At 70.4% G+C, this 14281-nt stretch carries 11 protein-coding genes; 6 read left to right on the top strand and 5 right to left on the bottom strand.

Annotated elements, in window-relative coordinates; all coding sequences use genetic code 11:
* The 6 genes from infB to ABD908_RS17190 all read left to right on the top strand — a co-directional run.
* Nucleotides 1-2068: translation initiation factor IF-2 (gene infB, locus ABD908_RS17215; protein ID WP_344998149.1), on the top strand; the 2068-nt coding region annotated here is incomplete at its 5' end.
* Nucleotides 2069-2161: 93 nt separating this feature from the next.
* Nucleotides 2162-2452 (top strand): DUF503 domain-containing protein, encoded by a 291-nt coding sequence (locus tag ABD908_RS17210; protein WP_344998147.1) that lies wholly within the window; start codon nt 2162-2164, stop codon nt 2450-2452.
* An 82-nt stretch (nt 2453-2534) separates the two neighbouring features.
* On the top strand, nt 2535-3050 hold the full coding sequence (gene rbfA / locus ABD908_RS17205) for a 30S ribosome-binding factor RbfA (protein ID WP_344998145.1): 516 nt from the start codon (nt 2535-2537) through the stop codon (nt 3048-3050).
* A gap of 19 nt (nt 3051-3069) precedes the next feature.
* Nucleotides 3070-4038 carry a DHH family phosphoesterase gene (locus ABD908_RS17200; protein ID WP_385921506.1) on the top strand — a complete coding sequence of 323 codons (969 nt, stop codon included), beginning with the start codon at nt 3070-3072 and terminating at the stop codon, nt 4036-4038.
* 28 nt (nt 4039-4066) lie between these two features.
* Nucleotides 4067-5428 carry an MATE family efflux transporter gene (locus ABD908_RS17195; protein ID WP_344998143.1) on the top strand — a complete coding sequence of 454 codons (1362 nt, stop codon included), beginning with the start codon at nt 4067-4069 and terminating at the stop codon, nt 5426-5428.
* A 57-nt stretch (nt 5429-5485) separates the two neighbouring features.
* Nucleotides 5486-6016, top strand: coding sequence for a hypothetical protein (locus ABD908_RS17190; protein WP_344998141.1), 531 nt, complete (start codon nt 5486-5488; stop codon nt 6014-6016).
* A 74-nt stretch (nt 6017-6090) separates the two neighbouring features.
* On the opposite strand, the gene ABD908_RS17185 is transcribed toward ABD908_RS17190, so the two are convergent.
* The 5 genes from ABD908_RS17185 to ABD908_RS17165 all read right to left on the bottom strand — a co-directional run bounded on the left by ABD908_RS17185 (nt 6091) and on the right by ABD908_RS17165 (nt 14263).
* Nucleotides 6091-7764 (bottom strand): purine-cytosine permease family protein, encoded by a 1674-nt coding sequence (locus ABD908_RS17185; RefSeq protein ID WP_344998139.1) that lies wholly within the window; start codon nt 7762-7764, stop codon nt 6091-6093.
* Between the two features lie 182 nt (nt 7765-7946).
* Nucleotides 7947-8681: a TetR/AcrR family transcriptional regulator gene (locus ABD908_RS17180; protein WP_344998137.1), complete on the bottom strand. Its 735-nt coding sequence runs from the start codon at nt 8679-8681 to the stop codon at nt 7947-7949.
* 26 nt (nt 8682-8707) lie between these two features.
* Nucleotides 8708-10240 (bottom strand): FAD-dependent monooxygenase, encoded by a 1533-nt coding sequence (locus ABD908_RS17175; RefSeq protein WP_344998135.1) that lies wholly within the window; start codon nt 10238-10240, stop codon nt 8708-8710.
* Complete coding sequence (locus tag ABD908_RS17170; protein WP_344998133.1) at nt 10237-11937, bottom strand: (2,3-dihydroxybenzoyl)adenylate synthase; 1701 nt, start codon at nt 11935-11937, stop codon at nt 10237-10239. Before ABD908_RS17170 ends, ABD908_RS17175 begins: the two co-directional genes overlap by 4 nt.
* A 4-nt stretch (nt 11938-11941) precedes the next feature.
* Nucleotides 11942-14263 (bottom strand): hydantoinase B/oxoprolinase family protein, encoded by a 2322-nt coding sequence (locus ABD908_RS17165; RefSeq protein ID WP_344998131.1) that lies wholly within the window; start codon nt 14261-14263, stop codon nt 11942-11944.
* Nucleotides 14264-14281: the final 18 nt, after the last annotated feature.

Raw genomic sequence — 14281 nt, 5'->3', positions numbered from 1 at the left:
CGGTCGTCGATCAGCCGCTTCGCGGGCGACAGCGGCTCGGTCCGGTGCGAGCCCGGGTGGCGGTACCGGCGCCGGTGCGGGTGCGGGTGCAGCTGCCGGCGGCTTCCGGGGTCGTCCCGGTGGCGGCGGTGGCCGTGGTCGTCCCGGTGGTGCCGCGGGTGCGTTCGGTCGTCCCGGTGGCGCGCCTCGGCGCGGCCGCAAGTCGAAGCGGGCGAAGCGCGCCGAGTACGAGAACATGCAGGCGCCGATCGCCGGTGGCGTCCGGCTGCCGCGCGGCGGCGGCGAGACGATCCGTCTCGCACGCGGCGCGTCGCTGAGCGACTTCGCCGAGAAGATCGACGCGAACCCGGCGTCGCTGGTCCAGGCGCTGTTCAACCTCGGCGAGATGGTCACCGCCACCCAGTCGGTGAACGAGGAGACCCTCGTGCTGCTGGGCGAGGAGATGAACTACGTCGTCCAGGTCGTCAGCCCGGAGGACGAGGACCGCGAGCTGCTGGACAGCTTCGACCTCACCTACGGCGAGGACGAGGGCGGCGAGGAGGACCTCGAGCAGCGTCCGCCGGTGGTCACCGTCATGGGTCACGTCGACCACGGCAAGACCCGCCTGCTGGACACGATCCGCAAGGCCAACGTCCGCGAGGGCGAGGCCGGCGGCATCACGCAGCACATCGGTGCGTACCAGGTCCTCACGGAGCTGGACGGCAACGAGCGCCTGGTCACGTTCATCGACACCCCGGGTCACGAGGCGTTCACCGCCATGCGTGCCCGCGGTGCGAAGGCCACCGACATCGCGATCCTGGTGGTCGCGGCCGACGACGGCGTCATGCCGCAGACGGTCGAGGCGATCAACCACGCGCAGGCGGCCGACGTGCCGATCGTGGTGGCGGTCAACAAGATCGACAAGGAGGGCGCCGACCCGGCGAAGATCCGCGGTCAGCTCACCGAGTACGGCCTGGTGGCGGAGGAGTACGGCGGCGAGACCATGTTCGTCGACATCTCCGCGAAGCAGGGCACCAACATCGAGCAGCTGCTCGAGGCGGTCCTGCTCACCGCGGACGCGTCGCTGGACCTGCGGGCCAACCCGGACATGGACGCCCAGGGTGTCGCGATCGAGGCGCACCTCGACCGCGGCCGCGGCCCCGTTGCGACCGTGCTGATCCAGCGCGGAACGCTGCGGGTCGGCGACTCGATCGTCGCGGGCGACGCGTACGGACGCGTCCGCCGCATGGTGGACGAGAACGGCGACGACATCGTCGAGGCGCTCCCGTCGCGTCCGGCGCAGGTCATCGGCTTCACGTCGGTGCCCGGCGCGGGTGACAACCTGCTCGTGGTCGACGAGGACCGCATCGCCCGGCAGATCGCCGACCGGCGCAATGCGCGCAAGCGCAACGCGCTGGCCGCCCGCTCGCGCAAGCGGGTGTCGCTCGAGGACCTGGATGCGGCTCTGAAGGAGACGAGCCAGCTCAATCTGATCCTCAAGGGCGACAACAGCGGTACCGTCGAGGCCCTCGAGGAGGCCCTGCTCGCGATCGAGGTCGACGACGAGGTGCAGCTGCGCGTCATCGACCGCGGGGTCGGCGGCGTCACCGAGACCAACGTCAACCTGGCGTCGGCCTCCAACGCGGTGATCATCGGCTTCAACGTCCGTGCCGAGGGCAAGGCGACGGAGCTGGCGAACCGCGAGGGTGTCGACATCCGGTACTACTCGGTGATCTACCAGGCCATCGACGAGGTCGAGTCCGCCCTCAAGGGCATGCTCAAGCCGGTGTACGAGGAGAAGGAACTCGGCCGCGCCGAGATCCGGGCGATCTTCAAGTCGTCCAAGGTGGGCAACATCGCCGGCTGCCTCGTGCAGTCGGGGATCATGCGCCGCAACGCGAAGGCGCGCATCCTGCGCGACAACGTGGTGGTGGCGGAGAACCTCACCGTCTCGTCGCTGCGGCGCGAGAAGGACGACGTGGTCGAGGTCCGCGAGGGCTATGAATGCGGCCTCACGGTGACGTACTCGGACATCAAGGTCGACGACATCATCGAGACGTACGAACTGGTCGAGAAGGCACGCGACTAGTGCAGGCCCGCGGCCGGCGCTGCAGAGCGCCGGCCGCGGGACCCGCAATCACATCAGACGACTCTCGATCCCCAGGGCCGGGTGGCCCCGACGGTGTTCACAGGTGCAATAGAGATCGACCTCCTCCTCGGAGACGTCAGGTCGCTCAAACAGAAACGGTCGGTGATCCGGCCGATGCTCGCAGAGCTGCGGAGGTTCTCCGTGTCGGCCGCAGAGGTCGGTGCGCAGGACCTCCACCGCCGCGCGTGTATCGGCGTCGGCGTGGTGGGGCCGGACGCGGCGCACGTCGGTGACATCCTGGACCGATGCGAGCGGACCGCTGCGGGCCACCCCGAAGTGGAGCTGCTGTCCGTCCGCCGCCGCCTGTGGGGGCCGGAGGATTGACTCGTGGTCCGGCCGCGCCCGGACAGACACCCAGACTGTCCGGACGGACACCCGTATAGACGAAGAGGAATGGTGAACGGTCATGGCTGATCCGGCTCGCGCACAGCGCCTGGCCAAGCGGATCGCGACGATCGTCGCGACTGCGATCGAGCACGACATCAAGGACCCGCGGCTGGACTACGTGACGGTGACGGACGCCCGCGTCACGGGCGACCTGCACGACGCCACGGTGTTCTACACGGTGCGGGGCGCGACGATCGATGCCGAGCCCGACTACGCGGCCGCGGCCGCCGGTCTGGAGAAGGCCAAGGGGCAGTTGCGCACCAAGGTCGGCGCCGGCACCGGCGTCCGATTCACGCCGACGCTGCGGTTCGAGCCCGACCGCGTCCCCGAGGCCGTCGCCTCGATGGAGGCGCTGCTCGCCCGCGCCCGCGAGCAGGACGAGCGGGTCGCGGCCGCCGCCAAGGGCGCGCGCCCGGCCGGCGACCCCGACCCGTACAAGCCGGCCCGCGATGGCGAGGACGAGAGCGACGCGGACGGTGCCGGGACCGATGCGGACGGTACCGGCCCCGCGCGGGAGGCGGACGGTGCTCGATAGCCCGGCGACGGATAGCGCGGTGCCTGACAGCCCGGCGCTGGACGCGGTCGCGGACGTCCTGACCTCGGAACCGGCCCGCTCCTCGGTTCCGGGCGTCGCGATCATGTGCCACCAGCGGCCGGACGCCGACACCGTCGGGTCCGCGCTGGCGCTGGCACGGATCCTGCGGGCCCGCGGGATCGAGTCCACGGTCAGCTACCCGGACGCGGTCCCGTTGCCCGCGGGCATCGCCGCCCTGCCGGGCGCCGAGACCTTCGGGCCGCCCGGCGACGCCCCCGTCGCGGTCGCGGTCGACTGCGCGAGCCGCGAGCGACTCGGGGACCTGCGGCCGTGGTTCGAGGCGGCAGCCACCACCGTCGTCGTCGACCACCATCGGTCGAACGTCGGGTTCGGCACCGTCGATCTCGTCGACCCGGCGGCCAACTGCACCACCGAGCTGATCCTGCGGATCGCGGACCGCCTGGGCGTCGACGTCGACGCCGCGACGGCCGACTGCCTCTACGCCGGCCTGGTCACCGACACCGGATCCTTCCGGTGGACCACTCCGGCGGGCCACCGGATCGCGGCTCGGCTGCTCGCGGCGGGCGCCAGCGGCCGCGAGCTCGCCCGGTCCCTGCTCGACACCCACCCGGCCGCCTGGCTCACGCTGGTGTCGCGGGTGCTCGGCTCGAGCGTCGAGGTGCCCGCGGCGTTCGGGGGCCGCGGCGCCGTCTACGCGGTATGCACCGCGGCGGACCTGGGCGGGCTGCCCTGGGAGTCCGCCGAGTCCCTCATCGATCTGCTGCGCACGGTCGAGTCGGTCGAGGTGGCGGCCCTGTTCAAGGAGGGTGCGCCCGGCACCTGGTCGGCGTCGCTGCGTGCCAAGTCGGAGATCGACGTGAGCGAGTTCGCCCGCGGCTTCGGCGGCGGTGGGCACCAGCTGGCGTCGGGCTACTCCGCCGAGGGCACCGCCGACGAGGTCGTGCGGGAGTTCCTGGCCCGCGCATGACCCGGTATCCGACCGGGTGGCGGCGAGCATGACCCGCCACGCGGACGGCCGGTCCGGTGTGGGGCGGCGGGTTCTCGGCCAGGCCGTTCCCGCGCTCGGCGTGCTGGCTGCCGAGCCGCTGTACCTGCTGTGGGACACCGCGGTCGTCGGGCGCCTGGGCGCTCTGGACCTGGCGGGTCTCGCCGTGGGCGCGCTGGTGCTGGCGACGGTGTCGACGCAGCTCACCTTCCTCTCGTACGGCACCACGGCACGCGCCGCGCAGCGGTTCGGCGCGGGCGACCCGGCTGGAGCGGTACGGGAGGGGGTCGCCGCGACCTGGATCGCGCTCGGCGTCGGCCTTGCCCTCCTTGCCCTCGTTCAGCTGCTGTGCGACCCGGTGGCGGCCGCGGTGGCCGACGGCTCCGACATCGCCGCGGCGGCCGCCGGCTGGCTCCGCGTGGCGGCGTGCGGGATTCCGCTGATCCTGGTGACGATGGCCGGCAACGGCTGGCTGCGCGGCGTGCAGCGCCCGCGCGCGCCGGTGGCGTTCGTGATCGCCGGGCTGTCGCTGTCGGCTCTGCTGTGCCCCGCGCTGACGCACGGGCTGTGGGGTGCGCCGCGGCTCGGCCTCGTCGGATCCGCGTGGGCCAACCTCGCGGGGCAGTGCGTGAGCGGAGTGGCGTTCCTGGTGGCGCTGGTGCGGTCGCGGCCCGACGGCGTCGGGCGTCGCGCGTTCCTGGCGCCGCGCTGGTCCCTGATGGCCGCGCAGCTGCGGCTGGGCCGGGACCTCATCGTCCGCAGCCTGTCTTTCCAGGTGTGCTTCGTCTCGGCGGGCGCGGTGGCGGCCCGTGTGGGGGCCGAGGCGGTCGGCGCCCACCAGATCGCCATGCAGGTGTGGAACTTCTTGTCGCTGCTGCTGGACTCGCTGGCGATCGCCGCCCAGACCCTCGTCGGCGCGGCACTCGGCGCGGGACGACCGGATGCCGCACGCAGCATCGGCGTACGCGTCACGGGCTGGTCGGCCGGGGTGGCCGTCGTCGTGGCGGTGGCACTGGCCGCAGGGGCGGGCGTGGTGCCGCGCGTCTTCACCGCCGCGCCCGGTGTGCTCAGCGCCCTCGCGGTGCCGTGGTGGTTCCTCGTGGGCATGGTCCCCGTCGCCGGCGTGGTGTTCGCGCTCGACGGTGTCCTGCTGGGCGCGGCCGACGCGGCATACCTGCGCACCACGACCCTCGCGGCGGCCCTGGTCGGCTTCCTGCCGCTGATCTGGCTGTCGTACGGGCTCGGTTGGGGTCTCACCGGGATCTGGTCGGGGCTCGCGCTGTTCGTCGTGCTGCGGTTCTGTGCGGTACTGACGAGGTTTCGCGGCACAGCGTGGCAGGGTTCCGCCATTCCGGCGAACCGGACATTGTGACACCTGACACGGCCCAGTGACTTGCATTACAGGACCAAATGGACTCCGATAGGTTCCATGAGCAAGGGGATTGAGTCGTCGGTCCGTGCCCGTCGCCTCGCGGCGGCACTGGCTGTGGCGGCCTGTGCGGGCACGGCGTTGGCAGCGTGTGGCTCGTCCGATACCGGGACCAGGCCGTCCTTCACCGTCGAGCCCTCGCCCGACACCCCCGATACCGGGTCGAGCACCGCCCCGTCGTCATCGACCTCGTCGTCATCCGCCCCGTCGACCACGATCGCGACCACCACGGAGGCGCCCCAGCAGACGCCGGTCTATGTGCCGCCCCCCGTGACCGACACCACGGACGGCGGGTCCGGGAGTGGGTACGGCACGGGCGACACGGACACCGACACGACGACGCCCGCCGCCACGACCGGTGCGAGCGGCGGCGGCCAAGGCGTATACACCGTGCCGACGACGGTGCCGGAGCGGTTCCCCACCACGATCCCGCGCACCATCGTGGTGCCGCCGGGGTTCCCGACGCCGCCCGGCGTCCCACCGACGATCACGTTGCCACCGGGCGTCCCCACCACGATCCCGAATTTCTGAGCCCCCGAACGGGGAAGACCGGCGGCCGCCCACGCGCGATGCGTGGGCGGCCGCCGGGCTGCAATGGGGTCCCGTCAGTCCTTCGGAGGGAGGACGTGCTCGCCGGACTTGTCCGTCGACAGGGCGAGCGAGCTGATGTACAGCGTCTCGCCGTCGGGCCCCTTCTTCGCCGAGGCGATCATGTCGGGGCGCTCGAACTCGATCCCCGTCACCGCGCAGGGCAGCGTGTCTCCCGACGGGTTGCCGTGCTCGTCGAACATCGGTAGGTCGATGCCGTCGTCGGTGCGCCGCAGGTAGTACTTGCCGCGGGTCGCGGCCGCGATGATCGGCGGCAGCACCAGCGCGAGGACGAGGGCGACGATCGGCGAGTACGGCTGGATCGCATCGCCGAACACGTGGAAGTACACCAGGATCGACGCGCCGGCCGCGACGATCAGCGACACGAAGCCCACGGGGTTGATCGCGTACAGCATGCCGCGGCGGAACTCGGGCACCTTCGGCGACAGCTTCAGCAGGTACTTGTTGATCGCGATGTCCGAGGCCACGGCCACGATCCACGCGATGCCGCAGTTGGCGTAGAAGTTCAGCAGGTTGTTGAGGAAGCTGAACATGTCGGCCTCCATCAACGCGATGGCGATGGCGACGTTGAACACCAGGAACACGAGGCGACCCGGATAGGTCTTGGTGACGCGGGTGAAGCTGTTGGTCCAGGCGAGCGAGCCGGAGTACGCGTTGGTGACGTTGATCTTGATCTGGCTGATCACCACGAGCGCCACGGCCAGGGTCAGCGCCAGCCAGTGCGGCAGGAAGTCCTGGTAGATCTCGACGAACTGGTGCACCGGCTGGTTGGCGATGCCGGCGTTGTCGGCGGCCTGCGAGATCAGGTACACGGCCAGGAACAGGCCGACGATCTGCTTGATCGCGCCGAAGAACACCCAGCCGGGGCCGGCGGTGATCATCGCGGTCCACCACTTGCGCGAGTTCTCCGGGGTGCGCGGCGGCATGAACCGGAGGTAGTCGATCTGCTCGGCGATCTGCGCGATGAGGGACAGACACACGCCCGCCGCGAGCATCGTCCCGGCGAACGAGACACCGTGTCCCGCGGGCGATCCGTCGGGGTTGGAGCCCGAGTAGGCGAAGAACTTACCGATCGCGTCGGGGTGCTTGATCACCAGGTACAGGAACGGCAACACCATCATGATCAGCCACAGCGGGGTGGTCCACACCTGCAGCTTCGCGAGGGTGTTCATGCCGTAGATCACCAGCGGGATGACCAGCACCGAGCTGAACAGATAGCCCAGCCACAACGGGATGTGCAGGCCCAGCTGCAGGCCCTGCGCCATGATCGAGCCCTCGAGCGAGAAGAAGATGAACGTGAACGACGCAAAGATCACGTTGGTGACCACCGAGCCGTAGTAGCCGAAGCCCGATCCGCGCGTGATCAGGTCGAGGTCGATGTTGTACCTCGCCGCGTAGTAGGCGAGCGGGTAGCCGGTGAGGACGATGACGATCGCGAAGAAGCCGATCCCGAGCAGGGCGTTGCCGGTGCCGTTCGCGATGCCGATGTTCGCGCCGATCGCGAAGTCCGCGAGGTAGGCGATGCCGCCGAGCGCCGAGGTCGCGACCACGGCGGGGCCCCACTTGCGGTAGCTGCGGGGTGCGAACCGCAGCGTGTAGTCCTCGAGCGTCTCTCGGGCGGCGACGTCCTTGAGGTGCTTGTCGCCCACCTCTGTCTGCTGTGCCGTCACTGCTCACCGTCCTTCCGCCGGCACCCCCTCGGCGCCAGATCTCATTCGAACAGTCGCACCACCACGAGAGCGGGGCGTGTCCGTGGCGTTACGGCCCGGTTACGTGGCCTGGTGGGTGGTTAAACCCTGGGGTGAGCGCTCGGCGGGGCGCGGAATCACGTCGAGGCGGCGTGACGAGTCGGCTAGAGCAACCGCTCGAGCCGGTCCAGTTCCTGGCGAACGCTCGCGAGGATTCGAGGCGCGGTGGGAGGTTCGACCGGCTGGGTGTCACGCAGGACGGATCGCACCGCCATGTCGGCCAGCTGGGCGGCCGTGGCCTGTTCGTCGTCGCCGCTCTGGTACCACCACGCGATCCAGTTGAGCATGCCGACGATGCCGAGTGCCGCGGTGCGCGGGTTGACCGCACGGAACACGCCGCTGGTTATGCCGCTCTCGATCACCGCGATGAGCTCTTTGAGGACCCGGCGTCGGCTTGCGCTGTATGCCTCCGCCAGGTGGTCGGGCAGGTCGGCCTCCGAGCGGATCATGAGCCGGAACCGGCCGGGATCGGCCATCTGGTGGAGGGCCAGCGAGCTGGCCATCCTGTGCAGTCGCTCGCTCGGCGGTACGTCGGGAAGGCCGTTGATCTCGTGGAGTAGCTGCGCGGGCTGATCGGCGATCTCGCTCACCAACTGGGCGAACAGGTCGTCCTTGTTGGCGACGTAGTGGTAGACCGCCTGGCGGGTGAGACCGGTCGCGTCGGCGATGTCCTGCAGGGTGGTGCCGGCCACGCCACGTTCGGCGAACAGTCTGGCCGCGTTCTCCTTGATCTCGCGCTCGACCAGCTCTCGCCGGATGCTCGGCCGCCCCCGCTTCTTGGCGGGGCCCGCGCCGCCGCCCGTGCTCGTCTCCGACAGCCCGGTCTCGTCCGACGTCATCTGGCCAAGGGTAATCGGGCTCGATCTCACCGGGTGAACGCGACGAGATCGACACGGGCGCTCGCGAGCGCCGCCGCGGCGTCTGCTCGCAACGCCGCGGGCACGTCCGCGACCACCAGTGCGTCCGTGGCCAGCCGGATCCGCTCGCCCAACTCCAGCCGGTCCAGGGTCGACTCCCGATCGTCGGGACCTTCGAGCCAGTACACCCCGGCGGGCGGCAGGCCGGCGACGATGGCGGCCGCCTCGTCGCTCCACGGTCGGACGGTCACTGTGACGCGTGCCGTCCGCGTCGTGTCGCGCAGTCCGGACGGTGCGTCCCGGCCCGTGAACCGATGCGTGCTGTGGACGAGCGGACGGGTCAGGATCCAGTCGGTGATCGCCCCCGGGGCCGGTACATCCGCCGGGGCGACGGCGGCGAAGGCCGCGAGGCCGGCCGGCACCACGTGGGGCGCGGACTCCGCGAATCGCTCGACGGTGACCTTTCCGGCCCGTGTCATGTACGCGAGCATCAGCTGCGCCACGGGAATCGTCATCCTGTCCGCGAACGAGTCCCACCACGCCATGGAGCGCTCCGCGATCGCCTGGAGGTGTTCGACCGCCGGGCGGCGCTCGAGTTCGTACGCGTCGAGCGCTGCCTCCAGGCCGTCGGCGGCGAGCAGCGCGCGATCCAACGCGATCGCGTCCTCCATGGCCAGTTTCGTGCCCGAGCCGATCGAGTAGTGCGCCGTGTGCGCCGAGTCCCCGAGCAGCACGATGTTGCGGTGGTGCCAGGAGCGGCAGCGCACGGTGCGGAACCGCAGCCACTTGGTACGGTTGCCGATCAACCGATTCCCCTGCAGGGTCTTCGCAAACGCGTCCTGCAGATAGTCCAGCGAGGTCTGATCCGACTCACCGTTCGGTGTCTCGGCGGTGGAGACGTCGAAGCCGGCGAGCTTCCACGTCTGCTCATCGGTCTCGATCAGAAACGTGCTGCGATCCCGGGCATACGGATAGGCATGGGCCACGAAGGTGCCGTGCTCGGTGGTGACGGGTGTGAACACCGCGCTGGGCAGCGCGAATTCGGTTCCGCACCATAGGTACAACCCGTCGCCCTCGGCGATCGACGGGCCGAACTCGTCGGCGAACTCGCCCCGGGTCGCGCTGGAGATCCCGTCGGCCGCGACGATCAGATCGGCGGCCAGCTCGCCGGCCGACCGGCGCGCGCCGTATCGCAGTATCACTCCGGCCTCCTCCGCGTACCGCTGCAGTACCGACAGCAGCGTGGCCCGGCCGATGGCGAGCAGCTCCCCGTGCGCCAGCCGCACCTCGTCGTCGCCGACCCGCATCGCCATCTCGTGGGGGTGCGACGCGCTCACGATCGCGTCGAGCGACTGCTCGTCGGCCTGGCGCAGGTTGCGTTGCGTGCGGGATGCCAGTCCGACGCCGAAGCCGAATGTCGTGTCCGGCAGCCCCTGTTCGTAGACGGTCACCTCGGCGTCGGGATGGCTGCGCTTGAGGAGCCGTGCGGCGTACAGGCCGCCGGGACCGCCGCCCAGGACCGCGATCGTGTTGAGGTTCATGATTCGGCTCCTTCGAGCATCGATTCGGCGTCCAGACGTGCCTGGACGTCTGCGCGCAGACTCTTCTTGTTGACCTTGCCGACATTGGTCTGCGGCAGCGCCGGCACCCAGACGAGCCGTTCCGGCCATTTGAACTTCGCCACGCCGAGCGCGTCCATATGCTGCTGGATCTGCAGCATCGTGAGCTCGACGTCGGAGGTCGAGACCAGGTATGCACACGCCCGTTCGCCCAGCCGCTCGTCCGGCATGGCGACCACGGCGGCCGCGGCGATTCCGGGATGTCGCATCAGCAGTAGCTCGACCTCCTCGGCGTTGACCTTCTCGCCGCCCCGGTTGATCAGGTCCTTGATCCGGCCCTCGATCGAGATGTGGCCGCGGCCGCCCGCAGTGCGGATCGCGGCGAGATCGCCGGTGCGGTAGAAGCCGTCGGAGGTGAACGCGGTGGCGTTGTGCTCGGGGGCGTCGAAGTAACCGGGGATCGTGTACGGCCCGCGACAGCACAGTTCGCCGACGGCGCCGGTGAGTACGTCGTCCGCACCGACCGGGTCCAGGATCCGGACCTCGTCCGACGGGGCGATCGGCGTTCCCACGGTCGTCGCCCGCATGATCTCGGGGGAGTCTGCCGGGCTCACCATGAACATGCCCTCGGACATGCCGAACATCTGGCCGGCCCAGTGCCGGTCGCCGTCGTCGACCCGGCGGAACAGGTCGGCCGGAACCTTCGCCCCGGACAGCACGGTGCGGCGCAGCGTCCGCAGGACAGGATCGAAGTCCGCCGTCTTGATCGCCTGGTAGTGGCCGTGCCCGATGAGGACGTCCGTGACCGCGCTCCGCGCCATGAGCGCGAAGGCCGCGACGTGCTCGGGGTTCGACAGGACGAGGGTCGCTCCCACCGAGTGCGCGGCGTGTAGGGCGCACGAGATGCCGGCGTTGTGGATCACCGGGATCAGGTGCGCCACCCGGGTGTCGCGGTCCCAACCGAGCGCGCGTGCGTACAGCAGACCGTTGTTCCAATACTCGGCGTGGATACGCGGAATCACCTTCGGAACGCCGGTCGTGCCTCCGGACAGCTGGAACACCGCGACGTCCTGTGGATCGGTGAGCGCCTCGACCGATTCGACGAACGCGCGGGCTTCCGTGGCCCGGATGCCTGCGCCGAGGTCCTCGATCCGGTGCACGCCTCGGGTGCCGGCGGGGGCCTCGACGGTGAGGATCGTGCGGAGGGTGGGGTGCCCCTGCGCGACCTCTCGGGCGAACTCCAGCAGGTCGAACCCCAGGCCGGCCTCGACGAGATGCGCTGCCGCACCGACCTTCCGGCTGATGTCCCCGATCTCGTGCATCCGATGCTGCGCCAGGGTGGCCACCGGGACCAGCCCCGCCTTGAGGCAGCCGTACCAGGCGAGCACCGTCGTGGCGCGGTTCGTCACCTGGAAGATCACCGGATCGAGGCGACGCAGCCCGAGGGCGCCCAGCGCGGCCGCGATCCGGTCGGTGCGCTCGTCGAGTTCGCGGTACGTGAGGGTGGTGTCGTCGGTGATCAGCGCGGTCCGGTCACCGTGCAAGAGCGCGGCCTCGTGGAGTCGCGCGCCGGTCGGGAGATCGCTCCACTCGCCGGTCGCGCGGTATCTCTTCGCCCGCTCGGCCGGGTACGGTACGAGCCGGCCGTTCCAATCGGATGCGGTCGCATGCGTCTCCATCGCGTCAGTCGGCCGGCGCGGCGATCAGCAGCGCCGTCAGCTCACCGACGTGGTCCGGGTGATCCGCCGGAACGATGCCCGAGTAGACCGCGGTCCAGCACCCGGGGCAGCACTGCTGCCGGAAGACCACCTCGGTGTCGATGTATTCGCCGGGCGCGGAGGTGACCTGCGGTCCGGCGGCCGCGGAGGGGCCCTCGTACCGGGCGAGCGACAGCCGGCCGGACTTCGTGTCGCCGAGGACGCGCCCACAGTGGGCGCAGGCGACGACGCGGGCGTCGTCGATCGTGACCTCCGCCAGGTTGTCGTCGATGCGGCGTGCGCGACTGAGGTCGACCTCGGCGCCCTCGGACTCCGGCGTCTGCGAACGGTCGCGACGCTCGTCGATCATCTCGGTCCGGCGCTCGTCGGTCGCACCCGCGTCCAGCTCTCCACCACTGACCACGACTCCGTAGTTCACCCGCGCGCCGTCGACGGTGACCTTGCCGTTGACGACGTCCGCGGCGACGGCGGCGGGGTCACGGCGCAGCGGGTCGCCGTAGCCGCCGCCACCCTGCCAGTGCATGTAGAGCACCTCGCCGGGCGCCAGGTAGCTCTCGGCGTAGCACGCGCCGGTCTCCTGGGAGCCGCCCAGGTCGGCCAGGCGGCCGGGCAGCCTGCCGGCTGCCAGCAGTTCCTGCACGCCCGAGTCGCGGGCCAGGATCTCGAGGCCGGTGTTGCCGGGCAGGCCGCCCGCCAGTCCGCCGTTCTGCGCCACGGCCTTGCCGGCGGAGGCGAACACCAGGCCCATCGGGAGGCTGCTGCCGTACGGGGTCACGGCCAGCGACGCGCTGACCCCGCCCCGCATCCGGCCCGGGCCGCCGGAGTCGGGCTCCTCGCGGCGCCACAGCGTCAGCAGGGGGTAGAGGAACTCGGTCATCTCCGTGTCGGGGATGCGTCCCATGGGGATGCAGAACAGGCCGCCGGTGTCCATGCCGTCGGCGACCGGTCGTGCGCCGTAGCCGCCGGCCATGGGCTCCATCATGATGTTGAGGAACGGCACCGGCTGCTCGCCGCGCTCGTCGAGCCCGGCCACCACGGCCGTGTCCCACGTGCCGCAGCAGGACGCCTGGACGTTCTTGCCGAGGTCGATGTTCCGATCGAGCATCTGCGCCAGGCACTCGGCGATCAGATTTCCGGTGAGCCAGGCGGGACCGATCGGACCGCGGCTGACGGCGGCCGGGAAGGTGGCGTTGTTGATCGTCCCCTCCTCGGAGATCAGCTCGAAGCAGCGCATCAGGCCGCCGGCGGACCAGGGGATGTCTCCGGCGAGGATGGGGAGCAGCGCCAGCATGACGCCGCCGCGCATGCCCGCGTAGGTGCAGTTGATGACGCCGGTCTGTGGGTCCGTGCCGGTGAAATCGAAGGTCAGGTGGTCGTCGGTCTTGGTCATCGCGACGGCGATCTTGTGCAGGCCGCGATCACCCGTCGACGACTGGTCCTGGTAGCCGGTGGCTTTCCACGTGCCGTTCGGGAGCGAGGTCAGCTTGGTGCGCAGCCGGCTCTCGGCGTCGTTCATCATCCGCTTCATCACGGCCTTCACCGTGTCGGCGCCGTACTGCTCGATCACTGCGATCAGGCGGTTCCGGCCCACCGTGTTGGCACCGATCTTGGCCCGCAGGTCGAGCCCCACCAGCATGGGTACGCGCGATCGCCGCGTCCACACGTCGGCGACGTCGCGCTGCAGCACGTTGTCGCGGACCACCTTGATCGGCGGGGTGGGCAGGGACTCCGAGAAGACGTCCTTGGCGCCCGGGTCGAACGAGCCGAGGCCGGAGCCGCCGAGGTCGGGCTCGTGGCAGATGGCGCTGGTCCAGGCGAACAGCTTGCCCTCGTGGAAGATCGGCTGGTAGACGATGACGTCGCTCTGATGCAGGCCGCCGCCGACCCACGGGTCGTTGCACAGGAACATGTCGCCCTCGGCGATGCCGGGGTTCTCGGAGCGGTGCTGCAGGGTCCAGTAGATGGCGAGGTCGACGGCGCCTACGAGCATGGTGTTGTAGAGGCCCACCTGGACCTCCTGTCCCACCTCGTCGCTGACGGCGAAGTCGAAGTCGTTGGCGTCCGTGACGATCGGTGAGCCCGACATCCGCTTGAGCGCCTCGCCCATCTCGTCGGTGACGGACCAGAGCCGGTGCCGGATCACCTCGTAGGTGAGTGGATCGACGGCGTCGATCTGCTCCTGGGTCACGGTGTGCAGCGGCACCGTCGCGCCGACGGCGCGGCGGAGGGCCTCAGGGTCGAGCGGGCGGCTGGAGAAGATCTCCGAGCCCGGGATCGGTGCGGTCATGGTGTCGTTCTCCTCTGA

The sequence above is a fragment of the Tsukamurella soli genome (assembly GCF_039541155.1).
GTDB classification, from domain to species: Bacteria; Actinomycetota; Actinomycetes; order Mycobacteriales; family Mycobacteriaceae; genus Tsukamurella; species Tsukamurella soli.
This window is presented reverse-complemented; position numbering and strand designations above follow the sequence as displayed.

Coding starts and splice junctions, on each gene's coding strand:
- ABD908_RS17195 (WP_344998143.1), top strand. CDS start 4,067: ATGACCCGCCACGCGGACGGCCGGTCCGGTGTGGGGCGGCGGGTTCTC.
- ABD908_RS17190 (WP_344998141.1), top strand. CDS start 5,486: ATGAGCAAGGGGATTGAGTCGTCGGTCCGTGCCCGTCGCCTCGCGGCG.
- ABD908_RS17180 (WP_344998137.1), bottom strand. CDS start 8,681: ATGACGTCGGACGAGACCGGGCTGTCGGAGACGAGCACGGGCGGCGGC.
- ABD908_RS17170 (WP_344998133.1), bottom strand. CDS start 11,937: ATGGAGACGCATGCGACCGCATCCGATTGGAACGGCCGGCTCGTACCG.
- rbfA (WP_344998145.1), top strand. CDS start 2,535: ATGGCTGATCCGGCTCGCGCACAGCGCCTGGCCAAGCGGATCGCGACG.
- ABD908_RS17175 (WP_344998135.1), bottom strand. CDS start 10,240: ATGAACCTCAACACGATCGCGGTCCTGGGCGGCGGTCCCGGCGGCCTG.
- ABD908_RS17165 (WP_344998131.1), bottom strand. CDS start 14,263: ATGACCGCACCGATCCCGGGCTCGGAGATCTTCTCCAGCCGCCCGCTC.